Here is a 19,575-nt window from a genome sequence, read left to right on the forward strand (position 1 = left end):
CCTTCATATTCAATGAACCACCACATCATTAATAAAAATGGCCTTCTATTTTTAGGGCCGGCAACACTCTTGTTGCTCCTCTTGTTTGTATTGCCCATTGGCGTCAACATTGTCATTGCGTTTTCTGATATGGGACGTGATCTATCCATTAATCAATTTAGTTTCGACAATTTTTATCAATTGTTTAGTGATCGACTACTTTGGGAAATCTTTCTGCAAACCATCTTGTTTGTTGTTTGTACACTCACCTTCTTCAATGTTGGCCTTGCTCTACTGCTCTCTTTAGCCATTTCAGCCTTACCAGAACGAATAGGGAAGATGTTCACCACTTTGTGGTTGTTGCCTCGCATGGCACCAAGTGTAATTTATGCCCTGTTATGGATATGGGCAGCAGATCCCAATGAATATGGCTTGATTAACCAAGCATGGACCAGCATAGGTGGCACTCAGTTGCTGGATTTACGCCAGAACTCCCCGATGATGACGATCATTTTAGCTAACGGGATCATTGGTGCCTCAATGGGGATGCTAATTTTCACTTCGGCAATAAAGTCGATCCCCCCTCACCTGTTTCACGCCGCCAAAGTCGATGGTGCTCCTGCAATGGCAACCGTCTGGCACATCATTTTACCCGCTATTCGCTGGCCATTAAGCTTCGTCACTATTTTCCAGTCCTTGTCCCTACTGGTTACTTTTGAATACGCATTGCTAATTACCAATGGTGGCCCTTTTTATGATTCCACCGTGTATTCACTGTACGTCTATAAGCAGGCCTTTGAATCTGGACAATATGGCTATGGTGCTGCCTTGGCCTTGCTCTTAGTCGTCGTGGGTATCGTCTATTCAATGTTGATGTGGCGATTTACGGACATGAAGAGCTTGCTACAAACACCTAAAATAGAGGTTAACCAATGAGCCAGTTACTCTTATCGCTTCGGCGTTCAGCCCTTACCCAATTATCATTGGGACAATGGATCATAGTGTTGCTGATGTCTGTCATTACCTTGCCTGTGGTCTTGCCGTATTTCTGGATGCTGTTTGTCTCTCTCACATCAGGGGTAACTGGCAGTGTCGACACTCACAGCCTATCGGCAATAATGACCGCTTTTATTCCGCTCATGCTGGTTTTTTTCACGATCCAATTTCTTATCGATCATCAGCCCCTCCGAATAATGTTATCCATCTCGGTCATCGTGACCTTTATGGTGCTTGCCTATGCAAGAACTGGAGAGGCTATCAGTCTATACAGTTACCGCTTCTTATTTGAAGAAAATACGCTCCCTTCCGTTTATGCCAGTTTATGGAACTCGTTTCTGTTGGCTGGTGGACAAACCCTGTTAGTTTGTATTGCAGCAACGGGAGCGGGTTATTATCTGTCACGTTTTAATTTTCGAGGCCGAAGTGGCTATATGAAAGCCTTGGTTATCCTCCACGCATTTCCGGCATTAACCTTGATCATCCCTATTTTTCTATTGCTGTATTGGAGCAACCTGCTCGACTCCCTAACTGGCGTTATTCTGGTGATTGCTGCACTGGAATTACCATTCGCCATTTTCTTGATGAAAGGGTTCTTTGACAGCGTACCCTGGGATATTGAAATGAGTGCCATGACAGATGGCGCATCACGTATACAGGCATTCTTTAGCGTGGTGTTACCTCAAGTAAAGAATGGCATTATCGCTATCGGTGTCTTTTCCTTTTTGAAAGGTTGGGAAGAATATGTCTTTGTCACTTCATTCATATTTGATAGCCAGCACTGGGTAATGAGCCAGTTCTTGTATTTTTTTGCTGAAGATTCAATGGGCGCCGATTACGGCCTTTTAACCGCTGTGGCAGTGATATATCTGCTTCCTAGCCTCATTCTCTACATCACTTGCCAAAAATACTTGTCACAAATCTCTGTCGGCGGCACGAAAGGATAAATTATGAAAATAGAATTCAAACACGTTACCAAATCATGGGGCAGCGTTACCACATTAGACAGTATTAACTTCACCATTGAAGACGGTGAGTTTGTCGCCATCCTCGGCCCTTCCGGCTGTGGGAAATCGACAACACTGATGTTAATGGCTGGTATTTATGAATGTAATGGCGGTGAAATCTACTTCGATGAAAAAGTTATCAATAAAGTGGCCGCCAGACATCGAAATTTAAGTGTCGTATTCCAATCTTATGCGCTTTACCCCCATAAAACGGTGTTAGAGAATATTCTGTTTCCAATAAAATACCGTAAACCCAAAGTAGATAAGCACACGGCCTTAAAAATGGCCAAACAGGTTGCAGCCAAAGTACAAGTTGATCACCTTCTTGAACGGATGCCTTCCGAGCTGTCTGGCGGACAACAACAACGTGTCGCACTAGCTCGGGGGCTAATAAAACAACCTGGGCTTTTATTGCTCGATGAACCGCTCTCTAACCTCGATGCCACTCTTCGCCATTCAATGCGTGACGAGATGAAGCGATTACAGAGCGAGCTGGGGGTGACTACCGTTATGGTCACCCATGATCAACTTGAAGCAACCACCATGGCGGACAAAATTATATGTATGAACCATGGGGTTATAGAACAAGTCGGCACACCCGATGATATCTACCATCGCCCAGCAACACGTTTTGTCGCCCAGTTTGTCGGTAATCCTGCGATCAATATTCTTGAAGGTAAAGTGGTTCAAGGTCAGTTAAGCCTCGGTAGTACAACATATCCAGCTTCATCGTTGTTGAGCAGTAAAGTCGATGTTGGTATTCGTCCAGAGTCAATTACCATCTGTGAAAACGGCCAATATCTCGCTAACATCAAAAGTGCGTCCCCCATTGGTCGCGAATGGTTCCTCACCTTAGCGACACCTTTAGGTGAATTGAAAGCAGTTGTACCCTATGCAAATAACAGCTTCACCATTGGTGAGTCGGTAAACATCATGATAGACGAACATCAGGTTCAACTCTTCGACACAAACACTGGTAATCGAATCGGAACACTCAATGAATACATTGACTATGCAGAGGCATTAATTAATGCCTGATAAAGTACGCTTTCGCTCTGGGCAACCGAATCAGTTAGTCGTAGGCGGCGAAAAAATTCAGCTTACCTCACCGCGACCATACAGCGATCGATTTGTCCCGATAACAAAAGATCTGGCGACTGAAATTCCGCATTACCTCGATAATTTTCAGCCTTATATGGCTTCTTGGGGAAAGGTAAAGGCGAATCACACTTTACTTGCCTTCTCATATGGTGAAGGGCATGAAGTAAATCGCCTTATTGCTCTTAAAATCTGCCAATTATTGAATAAATACCCAATAGGCACCGTATTAGTTCAATGGGAAATCGCGAACCTAATTAGCACGGTTCAACCAGCTTTGAATCCATTTATCAAACCGGTAACGCTGGATGAAGGCCAAGCGTATATGTCAACCATTGAGGTTGCTCGAAAAGCGATGGCTATGACAACAAACCATGATGTGACCATCGTGGCTCAGTCATGGCATCTATCAAGATGTATACGTCATGCCGAAATTGTTGGCTGGCGCTGCCAAGCCGCGCGTAGCTTGGATTCTTTTGCCCCAAACGACCCACAGCCATGGGTGCGCCACCCTCTGGATTGGATCATCAAAGAGAGCAAAATGCGCTATCTAGAAACTCAACAGAGCAATATACCCAAAAGCAATGTCTCCAGAAATCATGCTACCAATGCCTACTAAAGCCATGAGAGTAAATTTAACTAATAATGAAAAATACCTGCTCGGGGTTATTCACCGAGCAGGAAAGCCAATCAGTCGTCCAGAGATTGCGGAAGTGTCCACGCTGACGTTTCAATCTGTCTCCCGCATCGTAAAAGGGCTACATGCCCAAGGAATATTAATCGAAGTTGGCATTCAATCAGAAGGGCGAGGAAAACCTCGGGTTTGCTATCAAATCAATGCTCATTTCGGCTTCAGTGCTGGGGTGATCTTTGATAATGGCTCCATTGCAGTTTGCCTTATCGATATGCAAGGCCAACTGATCAAGGCCGCTCAAGAGCTAATTACCTTCAGTGATCCTGGCACAATTGCAACCAGAAGCTATCAACTACTCCACCAGCTACTATTGGAAACCAACATACCTCAAGACAATCTGTTGGGGTTAGGCGTTTCGATACCAGCACGTATAAAGGGAGAAGCAGGCCAATATATCTTTGCTGCCAAGTTCCAAGAGTGGGATCGCATTGATATTCAAGCACTCTTTGCTTCACGATTCTCCGTGCCAGTATACATAGGCAACGATGCGGTTAACGCAGCCGTTGGCGAGAGTTTTCAAGGTTATGGAAAGTGTTCCGGTGACTTTTACTTCATATTCATCGGCCATGGTATTGGCAGTGTCGCAATTGAAAATGGAGTGCCTCGAATAGGGGCAAATGGGCATGCTGGTGAGTTATCCATGTTATTCAAAGGCCTGATGCCCAACACCAATACATTAAAACAGTTCCTCTTCGAAGCAGGCATTGACTGGGATGGCACCTCTCCTCTCACTTATGAACAAATGTCATCATCGGGTTTTGACCGATGGGTATCATTTTGTGCTCAAGAATTATCGTCCATGATTGAAATTATCATCGCCCTTATGGATCCACCCGCTATCGTAATAGGGGGCACACTAGGCCCATCCCTAATCCAACCAATCATTAATCACTTGGCCTTAAGCTCCGATTCAAAGAAAAAGGCCATTGTCTATTCAACACCAGTTTTTCAATCTGACACAGAGCGCCATACCCCAGCCTACGGCGCTGCGTTTCTACCGCTTTCAAACTGTGTATTTAAGTAATAGGCATACATTGGACAGCCCCCCCTCCCTCATAAATAACTTATATAACGGAGTGCTTATGGGGGTCTCGAAACTTTATTAAAGAATAAAATTACGTTGATGATGGAGTGTCTGTAATAACCTGTAATAGCACTCCGCTATCCCTTCGCTAATACTCAAATAAAGCTCAATTAAATAAGCAGCTACTGTATTTACAAAGTAACTTGCCAAGTGAATGTAAATACTAAGTCTCTAATAGTTTCAGCTAAATACATTAATAATGATTAAACATAAATGACTAAGGGAATATTATGTGTACTCGTGTTTTTAATAACCTCAATGACGCATTTCTAACAACAGCAAGAAATATGGATTGGGCGACTCAATTACCGACAACTCTATATACCTTCAATAAAAACCTTGAAAAATCGGGAATGGCAGACACTGACGACTCGACGCTCACATGGACATCACTTTATGACAGCGTCGTAACAATGGTCGTAGGAGATGAAGGTGGTGTCGAGCACTGTGGAGCCTCAGATGGAATGAATACCGCGGGGCTAGTTGCTAATGTATTGTATGACAGTGGCGCGCAATACCAGCGGAAAGATGGTAGTTCATGCAAAAATTTAGATGTACTTAGATGGGTACAATATGTATTAGATACTTGCTGTTCAGTTGAAGAAGTCGTTGAAAAATTTAATCATAATAGTGGCATTCAAATTAATGCCTCATTGGTCCCAAGTAGTGGCAAACCCGCTTCATTGCATTTGTCCGTCTCTGACATTTTTGGTGATTCCGCGATTATTGAGGTCATTAAAGGCGAATATCATGTCCACAGTAAGCCTTCATATCAAGTGATGACCAATGAGCCCAGTTTTACCAAACAAATTAAAATTAACCAATATTGGAAATGGCAGTGGAGCGATAAAAACCAATTCCCAAGTCATACCATTCCTGGTGGTCCATTCCCGACAGATCGTTTCGAACGCGCTGCCTTTAACATGCACCATTTAAGTAAACCGACAAGTAGTGCTGAATCGTTGGCGCAATCAAAATCTGTTGCCGCAAATGCTTCTGTCCCTATTGGGTTTGATTTTGGTGTCGCCAATAGCCCCAATATAGCGCCGACACTTTGGTCTACAATTTCGAGTCATAATGAACTGATGTACTATTTCGACAATGCGCGTACAACAGGGGTTTGCTGGATTGATTTAGCAAATTTAAAACACCAGCATAATAGTGCTAAATTACCCCTAGTCACGTTTGATAAAGGCTTATTTTCCAACCATTCCTATCACGGACTAATTAATCAGCGCCTTGTTGTAACCAGTGATCCATTTGCATTACCCCAGTCAGGATCTTCCTTACACATCAAAAGAAAAAGAAAATTTGAGCTTGATGTTGAACTTGGCAGCAGTTTTGAACTTAGTTAATTACCTTGATCATCGTTCCAGTTATTAACCATAACAACCTGTTCTTAAATATAAAAAACCTGACTACTTCAACGTAATCAGGTTTCATTATTTACCCTTGAAATACTCGCGAAAACAACGATATCAAAAGCGGCAAATTAGTGCTTAAACGTATTCGTTTCGTTTTCACTGGTTGCTGTCAAATCACCTGCTGGGTTGATTAGGTGCGGCAGGATCTTGGCCAAATTCAGTTCGATATCTTTATCTTCTACAGGGTTAATGACTTCGTTATACCAGCCTAACAATCCCATAGTGGCATAACCAATCGCATCGTTTTCGTCTCGATGCTCAAGAATGATTTGCAGAAAACGTAAAATTGCCTTGTCGTTTGATTTCGCCTGCTCAAGCGTTTCATGAAAAATAGCGGTCGACTCTTCAATCAAACCATCATATTCAGTCTCAATTGCGACTTTAAATGAACCACCATCAACGGAAATTTTCATAGCAAATCTAACCTGTTATTTGAATTGTGAATGATAGTAGCTAAAAAAGTCGGCACTGTCGTTGACCTAGCTCAGCACCAAACACGATATAATGGTGTTACAGCATTCACTTACCACAAATTCAGCTCTTCTTTTTTACTTGAGTACTTGAGCTAACGTTGGCTCATTTTCTTACTTGGCTCTTCAGCAAGCTGTTCGGTCAATTGATTGGCAACAAATTCCGGACTTTTCGTGTGTAGCGCCAGCAACCGATACATCACAGGGATCACTAACAAGGTGAATAGGGTCGCGACCGCAATACCGCATAATACAACAATCCCTATAACCATTCGTGTTTCAGCCCCAGCGCCACTCGCCAGAATGAGAGGCACCGCCCCAACAATCGTCGTTATTGCCGTCATCAGGATAGGTCGAAAACGCTCTGCTGATGCTTCCAGTATGGCATCATCAAATGACCGCCCTTGATCGCGTAACTGATTGGCAAATTCAACAATCAAAATACCATTTTTTGCCGCGAGCCCAATGAGCATGATCCCACCTATCTGAGAATATATATTTAGACTCTGATCGGTAAAGTACAGCCCAAGCAATGCGCCAAAACTGGCTAATGGCACTGTAAGCATAATCACAAACGGGTGAATATAGCTTTCAAACTGCGCCGCCAAAACCAAATAGACCACCAGCAATGCGAGTACAAAAACGAACAAGATTGATGCGCTCGAATCTTGGTAGTCTTGTGATGCCCCTTTGTAATTCACGACAGCATCAGGGGGTAAGTTGTCACGAACCAAACCATTGAGGTAGGCTAACGCCTCTCCCAATGTATATCCTTCGGCCAAATTCGCTTCAATCGTAATTGAACGTACTCGGTTGTAACGATTAAGCTGCGGGGCACCAGCATACTCATCAACCTGGATTAGGCTTGAGAGTGGAATTAAATGATGGTCGGTATCGGAGCGCACATATAAATTAGCCAGATCCGCAGGCGTATTCTGATGCTCTCGCTGCCCCTCAATCACCACATCGTATTCTTCGCCACGCCACGTATAAGTGGTAACTTGCCGTGAACCCAACATTGATTCTAACGTCTGACCTATCTCTTTAACTGAAACGCCAAGATCACCCGCCCTATCGCGATCAATGACAACCCGGTATTGTGGCTTAGTTTCTTTGTAGTCATGATCAACTCCCGTAAGACGGGGATTCTCAGCAACAGCCTCAAGAATGACATCACGCCATTGTGCTAACTCTTCATAGCTGCCCCCACCAAGCACAAACTGCACCGGCTTCCCGACGCCGCGGCCAAATGGTTGCCGCATAACAGGAAAAGCAGTGATCCCTGCCAAGTCAGACAAGCGACCGTGAATATCACCAATAATGGCATTGGCGCCACGACGGGATGACCAGTCTTCTAAGACGACGATAGCAAAACCATTCGAAAAATTGGAGATACGCCCCCATCCACGAGGTGCTCGAATAAGTAGACGTTTGATTTCACCAGTCGCCACCAAAGGCATCAACCGGTGCTCAATTTCGTCCATATAAGGCTGCATGAATTCAAAGCTTGCACCTTGCGGCCCATTAACAATAAGGAACATTACACCGCGATCTTCTTTTGGTGCAAATTCTGACGGGATCCGAGTCATTAACCAACTACTGCCCAGTAAGGTGACTAGCAACAAAGCAACCACCCATGCCGGATGATTAACCCATACTTTCAATATGTTTACGTAGTGCTGGGTACAGGCAGACAACCACCGGCCCATTTTTTTCGCCAGCCAAGGTAAAGACTCGGCCGCTGCTGGTTTCATTAGCTTAGAGGCCAGCATTGGGCTGAGCGTCAATGCCACTAACGATGACAGGATCACTGCGGCACTAATGGCTATTGAAAACTCACGGAACAATTTACCAAGATCGCCATCAAGAAACCCTACGGGTAAAAATACAGCCACCAAGACTACCGTCGTCGCAATAATGGCAAAGCTCACCTGCTTTGCCCCCAGAAAGGCCGCTTTCAATGGCGGCTCCCCCAAGGCGATACGGCGGTGAATGTTTTCCAGCATCACTATCGCATCATCAACCACAATACCAATGGCCAAGATCAGCGCCAATAAGGTAAGTAAGTTAATACTGAACCCCAGCGCATACAGAACAATAAACGAGCCAATTAGCGACACCGGTAAAGTGAGAGCAGGGATCAACATGGTACGCATGCTACCAAGGAACACATAGATAACCATGACAACAAGCAGCAGGGCTATCGACAACGTTTTATAGACTTCCTTGATAGAAGCTTGAATAAATACAGAAGAATCATAAGAGCGCTTAATTTCCATCCCCTGTGGCAAAGTTGGATTAAGCTCATCAACTAAGTCATTCACCGCATTGGCAACCGCTAACGTGTTAGCAGTTGATTGCCGAGAGATCCCCAACCCAATCATGTCCTGCGTATTACCTCGAAAGGTGATCCGCTCTTCTTCTGCAGCCAGCTCAACGTTTGCCACATCCCCCAGCCGGATCAAATAACCATCACGTCCAGACCCGACAACCAACGATGAAAAATCAGCAGGGCTCACAAACGACCTTTGAGTTCGAACGGTAAACTGGCGGTTTTTCGATTCGACGGAGCCTGCGGGCAATTCAACATTATCATCACGCAGTGCATCTTCGACATCAGTCACCGTTAAACCCCTGGCGGCGAGTTTTTGCCTATCAATCCAGATACGTAGCGCATATTCCTTACCACCACCAAGGCGAATATTGGCAACACCATCAATAACCGAAAAACGATCGACCAAATACCGACGTGCATAATCGGTAAGGGCTAATGTGTCCATTCTGTCTGACACCAGATTCAGCCACATGATCACTTCAGAGCTACCAGATGCTTTCTGTACTTCAGGAGGTTCAGCTTCTTCAGGAAGGTTATTAGCAATCCCAGCTATGCGGTCTCTAACATCATTCGCTGCTGCATCTATATCTCGGCTAATACCAAACTCAAGTGTCACACTTGAACGGCCATCACGGCTTTGTGAGCGAATATTTCTGATCCCTTCGAGCCCAGACACCCTGTCCTCGATAAGCTGAGTGATCCTTGATTCCACAATCGCAGCAGATGCACCTCGATAGCTTGTCGAAATGGTTACCACAGGGGGATCAATATCTGGGTACTCTCGGAGTGGTAGCCGTTCCAATGCAACTAAGCCAAAAACAATTAGCAACATGCTGATCACCGCCCCTAAAACTGGGCGCTTTACAGAAATATCGGATAGCCACATCAGTTAACCTCCCGGTGTGTAAAACGCTCACTCCTTTGAGTTTCTACGTGTTGCCCAGGGCGGACACGTTGAATACCGCGGCTGATAACAAACTCTCCTTCCTCAACCCCCGTTAAGATCTCGATCTCTCCACGACGACTAAATCCCGTTTTAACCAAGCGTTGTTCAACAACACCTTCGGCATTGACCACAAACAAATAATTATCACGCTGACGTGGTACCAAAGCTTCTTCCGGCACAACCAGTCCTAATCTTTCTCGCACAATGAGCCGGACAGTCATTAGCATGCCGGGGCGAAGTTGGTATTGTTGGTTGTCTATCTCAGCTCGTACCAAAATAGTCCGCGTTTCTGGGTCAACACGGCTATCAATACTGGTAACGACACCAGAAAACAGGTATTCAGGAAAAGCGGCAACTTGGCCTTCAATCGTGGTGTTTTTTTTGAGGTAGCCAATAAAAGATTCAGGAATAGAAAAATCCAGCTTTACTCGAGCAATATCATCTAAGGTCGTGATCACAGTGCCTGGTGTTATCAAGGCGCCGGGGCTGATTTGTCGAAAGCCAAGTAGTCCAGTGAACGGCGCATGAATAGCACGGGCATCTAGTTCGGCTTGATTTTGCGCCAGTACAGCACGTGCGACCTCGATATCGGTAAATAGTTTATCGAGTTCTGAGCTGGCAATCGTATTACGCCTAACCAAGCCTTCAATCCGCTTATGTTCTCGCTGTTGCTCTTTTAGGTTTGCTTTGGCTGCTCGCACTTTTGCTTTTTGTTCGTCGGAAGCCAGCGAGATTAGTATTTGCCCTGCTTTTATCTCTTGTCCATCCGTAAAATGTACCTGCTCCACTTTTTCGGTTACTTTGGCGGTAAGCACAACCGACTCTCGTGATTTTACCGTCCCTAACGCTTCGATTTCCCAGCGAACAGATTTACGTTCAACGGCTGACACCACAACAGTCATTACCCCCTGACGTGGAAATACTTTTGCCACATCACCCAAAAACTCCTTGTACCAAATGCCGGCAGCCAAAGCGGAAAAAATGGCAACAATGATCAAGCGTCCTTTTATTTGCACAAATTGCTCCTAGCTAAAACCGAGCCACATCAATCCACAGCAATATTGTCAGTATAGGTAGCGGTTAGGAACTAAGGGAGAAAACACGGCAAGGAAGCGTGTCGAAAAATAGCGGGGGTAAATGCCAAATTTTAGGCAAAAAAAAGCGAGCCAGTCGATGGCTCGCGAAAACTCATATATTGCATTTCGAGAGGGTGACAAGACCATTCCCGACATCCATGGCGGAGAGTGGCCTCTCTCATCGAAAGGGGACAAAGGTTATATCCGTCTCCAATATTGCCCAAACAAAACAACGCTTTGTCAGGGCTATGTCAAAAAGGAATAACATCGACAGAGATCGTGCTCATCGTTCCATTTACTGTCAATTAAATGAGCTACCCAGTGTCAGATAAAACGAGCTTTGTCCGCCTTCAGCTTGTCCGTAAGCCAAATAAGCAGGGCCGACGGGTGTATCAAGCCCAATAAAGACACTTGCCGCTCCCATACTGCTTCCCCAGCTCACATCGGACTTTTGATCCCATACATTGCCACGCTCTAGCGATCCACCGATATAAACAGGCACAGAAACCGCGCCAAAATTATTTTCCATCAATCGGTAGCTATATACCAACGCGCCAAACAAGCGATATCGACCATTTAACTCATAGCGGTGGTAGCCTGACATATTAAATAAACCACCGAGATCCTGAACATAGATAGGCAATAAATCATCGGAATCATCACCCGAGACTTTTGCCACTGCCGTTACCGTGTGGTTTTCATAACTTAATGGCTTCATCAACTCCATGCTATAGAATAGATTTTCATTGGATATTTTCTCTTCGTCATTAAACTTACTTTTGCTCATACCAAAGCCGAGTTCGGCATCAAACAGAAAGCCTTCTCGCGGAAAATAGAAGTTATCTAGGTTATCGTAAGCAAAAGAAATATAGGGACCATGAGCGGTATAGTCTTGCCCGTTGCTATCACTTGCTCCATTAATTTCGTTTACTTGCCCGCTATCCACTTTGTAGCCCATGGCGATGGCACTCCACGGCTGTAAATTCCAACCCAATTCGGCAAACCCATTAAATTGTTCATACTCAGTTTCAACGACTGAGCCTTTCGGGAGATCAACCAAATCAGCCTGCTCTTGGGATAGTTGAAATTCACGCACTTCTCGACTCCAGCCAACCCCGGTTGAAACAAAAATCTCTTTTTTGTAATCCAGCGGAATATAGAAACTCGTATTAACCTGTTTCCAGCTTCCCAGTAACCATTCAAATTGCCATTCCCCACCTTTTTCCGTGAGATCGGTATAGATATACTGCGCACCAAACGAAAAGTCTGAGCGATTGGCAAAATCATCTTCAAACGAAAACTTTAAATTTAAGTAACCAGGCCCCCAGCTTTTTTCTCGGACTTCCACCTTCAGCACATTTTCAGTATCTTGGTTGTCGATTTGATACGTAACACGCTCAAAGATATCTTGGCTGTTTAACCGCTTTACCGCCTCATCCAACTCTGAATTAGTGATCACTTTTTTGGTCTCGAGTTCCAACAACGCGAGTAAGGCTTGATCGGGTCGCCGAGTATTATTCTCTATCTCAATACGGTCAATGTAATAAGCAGAGCTAGCAAGCAATTGGCTACGGCGGTCGAGTTTGGCAGTGAGATATTGTCGATAAGCGTCTTCCGATAACTGATAATGAAGCAGTTTTGGTAACGCATCCAGCGCCACTTTACGCCCTGCGACATAAGCTTGATCCATTTTGCCAAAATCAGGCGCTAGCATGAAAGAAACATCTGGCTGAAGGTAAATATCCCCCTCCCCCATTAACCCTTTTTGCTGATCAGCACTGCTATTGGTCATAAATGTGGTGAGCTGACCGATAATATTCAACGCACTATTTAGCTCCTCTTCTTGAAACAACGCATCACGAAGGTCAACCGCAATAATAACATCGGCCCCCAATGCCTGCGCGGCGTCAACAGGCATGTTATTAACTACCCCGCCATCGACTAATACTTGATCATTGATCCGTACAGGCTGCAACGCCCCCGGCACAGTCATGGAAGCTTGCATTGCAGTGGCAAGGTGCCCAGAGGACAATACCGCAGGTTGTACAGATACAATGTCTGTTGCCACCGAGCGATATGGAATAGCCAGATCGTCAAAACTGTTAAGCGTTGGAAGGTTGTCAGTTAATTGTCCCAGTAAGGTCGCCATCCCTTGCCCTTGAAACGCCCCCGGTTTAGATTGGTATTCTCCTTCAAGGCTGATGCCGATATCAGAATAGATTTGATAGTTATCGTTTTGTTTTTTACGCCGTAAAACAAGATCATTACGCCCAACCCTGTCGTTATAACCGCTTTGCCAATTAGCTTGTAGTGTCCGCTGGTGGACTTCTTGTGCTGAAAATCCCATCGCATACATTCCACCGACATAAGCGCCCATACTGGTACCGGTAATAACATCAACGGGGATGCGATATTCCTCAAGGACTGACAACACGCCAATATGCGCTGCCCCCTTGGCACCACCGCCGCTAAGCACAACCCCAATTTGGGGCCTATCGACGGTCTTAGCCTGCACATTAGTTAGCGGGAAACAAAGTGTGGTAAACACAATCACACAGGAAAACTTGTGCCAAAGCGCAGAGCTATTCATGACTATTCCTTTAGAAAAAACAAAGCAAACTAGCAAGATAATAACAGACACAGCGAAGCAAAAAATGGTAAACAATTAATCACTAAGCATAAAAAAAGCTGAACCCGGTATTAACCAAGATCAGCTTCATTATCATTAGAATTCGGTGTGATTATATACCGCGAGCAACATCGTCTAATGCATTCATTACTTGTTCGTTGATATGGCCTTCAAACACCAATTTACACACTTTGCGGCGTACTGCGAGACCCGAAATTAAGCGCTCAATAGAAAGATGACGCTCTTCGTGCTGGCTGTTATAGAGTTCAATGGTTTTACTCAACGTATCATAAGATAAAACTTCGCCACTCACTCGAAGCCAATCAAGCTTCTCTAACAGCGCTTGGCACTCATCGTTGATTGCTGCGACAGAATGGCCCGTCATGGCCGATAACGCCGTGATACTGCGTTGTAGAGCCTCTGGTGAGGTATATTTTGATAATGTTATTGTTAATTCATCGGCATTGATCTCAACCAAGTGCTTACGCAGCTTTACCCGACGGCCTAATCGGCCTTTCGTTCGCCCTTCTTTGCGTTGAATGGGTTCGAACTCACCATCAATGATCTCGGAAAGCTGATCAAGCTCTCGCTTCGGCATAATTTCATTACGAAGAGGGTTAGGCATGGTCGGTGCCATCGAACGCTTGCCTTCATTGGTCGTTTTAGCGCGCGAGTAGCGGATCACTTCATCTGCATCACACTTGATGTCTATTTGGTAATCACAATAACGCTTATCTTCCTCATGGGGCGCGATCGTTAAGTGATAACCCCATAAGTTTACCGCGAATATATTATCGGTAAGTTTCCCTTCTGCTAGCTTACGCAGCTCTCGGATCAAATCGCTAGAAAAGCGGCGCCATTCAATATTACGCGCCAGCTTTTGGTTTAGCTCACTCAATAACATTGAGTCATTTACACGACGAGACATTCGGCTTCTGAAGAACGTGTAAAGTTGGAAGACCAACGTATGCTGGCGCAAAATCTCTGGTGGGAACAAGAAGAAATAGTCACGAGTAAGTAGCTCATCAAAAAATGACGGCTCCCATACCAAAATATAAAGATTCGGTTTGATCCGGATCTCACCATCATCCCCTTCTTTCGGTGCTTCTTCAGAAGCGGTGATCGTTCTCGCAAGAAAACGAAAACGATCACTTTTAAACCCTTCAGGCATGTTCTCACTCATCCAACGACCAGTCAGTTCATGCAGTTGGAAGTCTGTAAATTCAATACGATCAATACTTTCTCGAATTGAATCACGAGCAGGGCCACTGTCTTTTTTCCCCCGAAGCGCCAGAATATCGGTGATATAGACCGGGGTTTTATTGGTCATACTACGGGTCTGAATTTCATAATCAGCAATATGATGATCATGATATTGCACAGTCAGGGTAAATAACGCGAATAAGGTCATCAGATCATCAACAGTCATGATCGACTTTGATGATCGTGTTTCAATGATCGCTTTTGTGCCACTGATCGCCACCATTGATTTTTGGTAGCTTTTCTTGGTACGTGGTGGTGCTAAAGCTTGATCAATGATCCCAGCCCAGCTAGTGGGAGAAACAACAATTTGATCCGCTTCATCAGGCATTGTTGGTGGCGTACCCAAACCATATTCGTTTAGCAATTGCCGGTTAACATGGTTTTGAGCTAATGCTTTGGAACGCTTTTGTTTTTCTTTGGCTTTGCTTTGTTCTGAGTTGAGGCTACCAGTACCTAACTGCGAAATGAGCAACGCTGGATTAATAAAGTGATGCAGCATCGTCTTGCCTGCTAAGCCATGTTCAAAGCGTACAGGCTGTTGCTGGAATAACCCAACACCAACCGCAGCGCGAAGTCGTTGCTGAATTGCAGCACGAGTGAGCTGACCTTCAGTCGCTTCTACTAGCTCTGTGGTTGATACCATGCCGTCTTGGCAAGAAAGGCCTCGTAATGAAATTAAATTCAGCAATTCAATAATACTTTTCGTTACCCCTTTGAAATGCTGGTACTGGGGTAACCAATCAATCAAATTTGCAGGGATCGCAAAAAGGTGCCCGTCTTTGTGTGATCGTGGCGCTGAGATCAGTATTTTTTCTGTCAGTTTTTTATTGGGCATGATTGCTGAATTCATTTGTCATTAGCCGTAGATGCATCATTTTTCCGAGAAAGATTAATAGAAAAAGATCAAGAAAGAAAGCTCTTTTTGTTATTGATTTTATTAACTGATCTTTTTGATTAAAGTGATCTATATGATTAACTGATCTAATGATCTGGTTGAAAATAATCGTGTAAGTTACTAATTATAAAAGAAATAAAAATAGAGGTAAACGGAAGTATGATCAAGAAAAGCAAGGAACGATGATCATAACGCATCCGAAACTATGATCATTAGCACATTGGAAACATGATCATCAATTCTCTGAAACCATGATCATTGAAAGATTGAAAGCATGATCATGGTTGATGCACGGTTTAATCACAGAGTTATCCACAGGCGTATGTGAAATCATTCGTTTTTCTTCATGTTTGGTGATGTTTTAACTGTTATTTGGCCTTTTTTCTCCCAGAACGATGATCATGATTGTGACTTTTCATTCTATTTCGCTCGTTTTCGGCAAAAAGCACTAATTTAAGTTTCTAGTATTGTTTGTTTTTTAATCTTAGTGAGAATGACACTGCCCGTATATCGAGGGCTTATTATCATGTGTCCGGTTTGGAACAATGATCAAGTGATTGATTGTAGGATTGATATTTTGACTATGGGGCCTGGAATCGTCGATTTCAGTGATTTTTTTATCTTTTTAATCAGCCTAAAGCCTTATTGAACCTGCATTCTCTGTAATTTATCAGCTTTTCATCATGCTTCCGTGAGGATCAGGTTTAAAATTAGAATTCAGATCATCACCTTGATCATTCTTCCTTTCATTTTTCGATTCTATTGAGTCTGACTATCCGCCATTTACATTGATAATTACCTTGATCATTGTTTCGATGTTTCTGTGTAGTGCCCAGAACAATGATCAAGCTACTGTTGGCTCTATTCAATGAAAAACGATTATTTTATGGTTGTTTAACTAGTTTCAGGCTGATCTTTGAAATGATTAAGATATCATCGTTGCTCGATCATAGTGAAATTGATGAAAAATTGGTTTTCACCCTACTTTTGTTTTTTTTGATTGATCTAGCGTTGTTTTATTGAAAATACACAACCCGTAATCTATCCGTTTTTTTCACGCTTCCGAGGATTTAAGGCTGGATTGAAATTTACATTGTAAAATAGTGACGCTGTAACACTTTAAATCTGTGGCCTGATTAAGGTAAATAGAGGCTAAAAATAAACGAATTCTGGTCTGATTTTTGGTTTAACGCTTGGACTTTTTTCTCTTCTCTTCTTTTTATTTGCGGATAAATTTAAGCACGGCTTAGTGGGCTGTCGTTATCATTACTTGGAATTACGTTTGAATCTATGGCGTAATAAAACACGTATGTTTTACACGGATTGATGTGGATTCAATTTTTATCGATTTGTTCAGCTTTTTATTGTTATAGTGTTTTTATGCTGTACAATTGTGAGTAAATTATTTAATGGCGAATAAATATAATGAATAGGGAACAGACGATTGAAAATTTGCTCAATATCGCAGAGCAAACCAAGCAGGTACAGGCTGATCGTATTGAGATAGTTCTTGAAGAACGTCGTGAGGAACTTTTTCCTCCTATGTCTAAAGCATTAATGGAAACGCGATCTGGTTTAACTCGACGCAAACTTGATGATGCTATTTCTCGCATGGAAGCCACTGGGCATCAATTCACAAAAAACAATGCCAACCACTACTCGATCACTTTGGATGAAGCGCATCAGTTAATGGATGCGGCGAAAAAGCCCGCGTTTTATGAACGTGAAGGGGCGGGTCGAAAGCCTTGGGTCGTTAATGTTCAAAACCAAAAAGGCGGTACTGGTAAGTCGATGACTGCGGTACATTTGGCGGCATGTTTGGCGTTGGATCTTGATAAACGCTACCGTATTTGTCTTATTGACCTTGATCCTCAAGGTTCTTTACGTCTATTTTTGAACCCACAAATTAGTGTCGGTGTGCAGGAAAATATCTATTCTGCTGTCGATGTTATGTTGGGAAATGTGCCGGAAGGCCAGGAAATTGATAAAGATTTCTTGATGGGTAATGTGGTTATGCCAACACAATATCCTAATCTTAAAACGATTTCTGCATTCCCTGAAGATGCAATGTTTAACGCCGATGCTTGGCAAGATTTAGCGGTAAATCAAGATTTAGATATAGTCCGCTTGCTAAAAGAGCGTGTTATTGACGCTATCTCTGATGAATTTGATGTCATTATGATAGATACCGGTCCGCACATTGATCCGCTTGTTTGGAACGCAATGTACGCGTCAAATGCGCTTATTATTCCTTGTGCCGCGAAGCGATTAGACTGGGCATCAACGGTTAACTTCTTCCAGCATTTACCGACAGTCTACGAAATGTTCCCTGAAAACTGGCATGGCTTAGAGTTTATTCGTTTAATGCCAACTATGTTTGAAGATGATAATAAAAAGCAGGTTTCTGTTTTAACGGAAATGAATTATTTGTTACGTGAGCAAGTTATGATGGCTACCGTTCCACGTAGCCGTGCTTTTGAAACTTGTGCTGATACTTATAGTACAGTGTTCGATCTTACGGCAGCCGAATTTGAAGGGGGTAAAAAAACCCTATCAACGGCACAAGAAGCTATACAACGCGTTGGTCTAGAGCTTGAGCGAGTGATGCACAGCCACTGGGCTAACCTTAATCGGGAGTAAAAACAGATGGCAATAAAAACAACAGATCTTAATGCACGTCTGTTCGGCAAGGCTGATAAACGCCGTGCTACAACCCCTGCAGAAGCGCAAACGGCGGCAAAAGATAAGGCCTCTGTCATTGAACTTGCTGTTGCAGGTGAAGATACCGTCGCTTTTGAATTGGTTAAAATAAAAGCCGGTGACGTCTCGGGAAAAACACGAGTATTTGCTGAAAATGCCCGTGAGCAAGCCTTCCTAAATGAACATGCTCTAGCCGATATTTTAACAACATTAAAAGATCGTGGGCAGCAATACCCTGCTGTAGGTCGCTGGCTAGACGATGGCAAAATCGAGGTACTAGACGGTAGCCGTCGTCGCATGTCTTGTATCTTGGCCGAGAAAGATTTTTTAATCTACGTCGGTAAAGGGATTAATAGCGAGCACGCGAAGTTTCTTTCTGATGTTGCGAATGCACACAAGCCACTTTCATTATTTGAGCGTGGTAAAGAAATGCAGGCATTGCTTGAATCTGGCAAAGTATCTGACCAAAAAGAGCTGGCTAAATACTGTCAGTGCAGTGAAGCTTTGGTTAGCGGCGCGTTAAAAGCCGCTGCATTACCAATGGAAGTGTTGATGGCTTACCCGAGCGTTGGTGAATTGGGTCGCCCAACGATTGTAAAACTCCACCGTTTATTTTTCGGTTTACCGCCAGAATTGCAGCAAACATTTGTTACTGATTTGGTTAATACTGATGAAGCAATGTGGAAATCCATCAATGCTTCAGGCATTACACGTATTACTCGTGAAGTGACCAATAAGTTGGAGCAAATGGGAGAAACACTTCAGCCTAAGGTTGAAATAGAGAAGCCAAAATCGCAAGAGTTAGTTAAAGGGAAAATTTCCTATACTCGAGATGGTGATAAGCTCCAGCTTAAGCTGAAGAAGTTATCTGAGCGTCAAGCCGATGAAATTCTGGCGTACCTCGCTGATTATCTTAAGTAACCCTCTAAACCACGCTATTTAGCGTGGTTTTTTTTCGCCATCATCCCCGTCAAATTGG

General features: G+C 43.7%; 14 protein-coding genes. 9 read left to right on the top strand and 5 right to left on the bottom strand.

From position 1 onward, the window contains the following. The first annotated feature begins 69 nt into the window (after nucleotides 1-69). The 6 genes from L4D09_RS08235 (at nucleotide 70) to L4D09_RS08260 (ending at nucleotide 6,213) form a co-directional block, all read left to right on the top strand. Nucleotides 70-915, top strand: coding sequence for a carbohydrate ABC transporter permease (locus tag L4D09_RS08235; protein WP_428457009.1), 846 nt, complete (start codon nucleotides 70-72; stop codon nucleotides 913-915). Further along, nucleotides 912-1,922, top strand: coding sequence for a carbohydrate ABC transporter permease (locus tag L4D09_RS08240; protein WP_428457010.1), 1,011 nt, complete (start codon nucleotides 912-914; stop codon nucleotides 1,920-1,922). The genes L4D09_RS08235 and L4D09_RS08240 overlap by 4 nt, the downstream gene beginning before the upstream one ends. Before the next feature lie 3 nt (nucleotides 1,923-1,925). Further along, nucleotides 1,926-3,020 (top strand): ABC transporter ATP-binding protein, encoded by a 1,095-nt coding sequence (locus L4D09_RS08245; protein WP_428457011.1) that lies wholly within the window; start codon nucleotides 1,926-1,928, stop codon nucleotides 3,018-3,020. Then, a complete protein-coding gene (locus L4D09_RS08250; protein ID WP_428457012.1) occupies nucleotides 3,013-3,699 on the top strand; it encodes a hypothetical protein in 687 nt (228 codons plus the stop codon). Before L4D09_RS08245 ends, L4D09_RS08250 begins: the two co-directional genes overlap by 8 nt. After that, a complete protein-coding gene (locus L4D09_RS08255; RefSeq protein WP_428457013.1) occupies nucleotides 3,665-4,798 on the top strand; it encodes an ROK family transcriptional regulator in 1,134 nt (377 codons plus the stop codon). The genes L4D09_RS08250 and L4D09_RS08255 overlap by 35 nt, the downstream gene beginning before the upstream one ends. Nucleotides 4,799-5,088: 290 nt before the next feature. Further along, on the top strand, nucleotides 5,089-6,213 hold the full coding sequence (locus tag L4D09_RS08260; protein WP_428457014.1) for a linear amide C-N hydrolase: 1,125 nt from the start codon (nucleotides 5,089-5,091) through the stop codon (nucleotides 6,211-6,213). Between the two features lie 137 nt (nucleotides 6,214-6,350). Here the strand turns inward: L4D09_RS08260 and L4D09_RS08265 are convergent, their stop codons facing one another. The 3 genes from L4D09_RS08265 to L4D09_RS08275 all read right to left on the bottom strand — a co-directional run bounded on the left by L4D09_RS08265 (nucleotide 6,351) and on the right by L4D09_RS08275 (nucleotide 11,049). After that, nucleotides 6,351-6,695 (bottom strand): hypothetical protein, encoded by a 345-nt coding sequence (locus L4D09_RS08265; RefSeq protein ID WP_428457015.1) that lies wholly within the window; start codon nucleotides 6,693-6,695, stop codon nucleotides 6,351-6,353. A gap of 152 nt (nucleotides 6,696-6,847) precedes the next feature. After that, entirely contained in the window at nucleotides 6,848-9,973 is a 3,126-nt protein-coding gene (locus L4D09_RS08270; protein ID WP_428457016.1) for an efflux RND transporter permease subunit, read from the bottom strand. Next, nucleotides 9,973-11,049, bottom strand: coding sequence for an efflux RND transporter periplasmic adaptor subunit (locus L4D09_RS08275; protein ID WP_428457017.1), 1,077 nt, complete (start codon nucleotides 11,047-11,049; stop codon nucleotides 9,973-9,975). Before L4D09_RS08275 ends, L4D09_RS08270 begins: the two co-directional genes overlap by 1 nt. Nucleotides 11,050-11,170: 121 nt before the next feature. Between L4D09_RS08275 and L4D09_RS08280 the strand changes: the two genes are divergently transcribed. Continuing rightward, entirely contained in the window at nucleotides 11,171-11,374 is a 204-nt protein-coding gene (locus L4D09_RS08280; protein ID WP_428457018.1) for a hypothetical protein, read from the top strand. 36 nt (nucleotides 11,375-11,410) lie between these two features. On the opposite strand, the gene L4D09_RS08285 is transcribed toward L4D09_RS08280, so the two are convergent. After that, on the bottom strand, nucleotides 11,411-13,699 hold the full coding sequence (locus L4D09_RS08285; protein WP_428457019.1) for a patatin-like phospholipase family protein: 2,289 nt from the start codon (nucleotides 13,697-13,699) through the stop codon (nucleotides 11,411-11,413). 151 nt (nucleotides 13,700-13,850) lie between these two features. Beyond that, entirely contained in the window at nucleotides 13,851-15,851 is a 2,001-nt protein-coding gene (locus L4D09_RS08290; RefSeq protein WP_428457020.1) for a replication initiator protein RctB domain-containing protein, read from the bottom strand. A gap of 1,470 nt (nucleotides 15,852-17,321) precedes the next feature. Between L4D09_RS08290 and L4D09_RS08295 the strand changes: the two genes are divergently transcribed. Then, entirely contained in the window at nucleotides 17,322-18,536 is a 1,215-nt protein-coding gene (locus L4D09_RS08295) for an AAA family ATPase (RefSeq protein ID WP_428457021.1), read from the top strand. A 6-nt stretch (nucleotides 18,537-18,542) separates the two neighbouring features. After that, nucleotides 18,543-19,517: a ParB/RepB/Spo0J family partition protein gene (locus tag L4D09_RS08300; RefSeq protein ID WP_428457022.1), complete on the top strand. Its 975-nt coding sequence runs from the start codon at nucleotides 18,543-18,545 to the stop codon at nucleotides 19,515-19,517. Nucleotides 19,518-19,575 lie beyond the last annotated feature (58 nt).

The organism is Photobacterium makurazakiensis (assembly GCF_050336715.1).
Taxonomy (GTDB): domain Bacteria; phylum Pseudomonadota; class Gammaproteobacteria; order Enterobacterales; family Vibrionaceae; genus Photobacterium; species Photobacterium makurazakiensis.

Bases quoted from the DNA above. Each gene is read 5' to 3' on its own strand.
- L4D09_RS08270 (WP_428457016.1), bottom strand. From the start codon at position 9,973: ATGTGGCTATCCGATATTTCTGTAAAGCGCCCAGTTTTAGGGGCGGTG.
- L4D09_RS08250 (WP_428457012.1), top strand. From the start codon at position 3,013: ATGCCTGATAAAGTACGCTTTCGCTCTGGGCAACCGAATCAGTTAGTC.
- L4D09_RS08245 (WP_428457011.1), top strand. From the start codon at position 1,926: ATGAAAATAGAATTCAAACACGTTACCAAATCATGGGGCAGCGTTACC.
- L4D09_RS08280 (WP_428457018.1), top strand. From the start codon at position 11,171: ATGCCAAATTTTAGGCAAAAAAAAGCGAGCCAGTCGATGGCTCGCGAA.
- L4D09_RS08285 (WP_428457019.1), bottom strand. From the start codon at position 13,699: ATGAATAGCTCTGCGCTTTGGCACAAGTTTTCCTGTGTGATTGTGTTT.
- L4D09_RS08295 (WP_428457021.1), top strand. From the start codon at position 17,322: ATGAATAGGGAACAGACGATTGAAAATTTGCTCAATATCGCAGAGCAA.
- L4D09_RS08255 (WP_428457013.1), top strand. From the start codon at position 3,665: ATGTCTCCAGAAATCATGCTACCAATGCCTACTAAAGCCATGAGAGTA.
- L4D09_RS08290 (WP_428457020.1), bottom strand. From the start codon at position 15,851: ATGAATTCAGCAATCATGCCCAATAAAAAACTGACAGAAAAAATACTG.
- L4D09_RS08260 (WP_428457014.1), top strand. From the start codon at position 5,089: ATGTGTACTCGTGTTTTTAATAACCTCAATGACGCATTTCTAACAACA.
- L4D09_RS08240 (WP_428457010.1), top strand. From the start codon at position 912: ATGAGCCAGTTACTCTTATCGCTTCGGCGTTCAGCCCTTACCCAATTA.
- L4D09_RS08265 (WP_428457015.1), bottom strand. From the start codon at position 6,695: ATGAAAATTTCCGTTGATGGTGGTTCATTTAAAGTCGCAATTGAGACT.
- L4D09_RS08300 (WP_428457022.1), top strand. From the start codon at position 18,543: ATGGCAATAAAAACAACAGATCTTAATGCACGTCTGTTCGGCAAGGCT.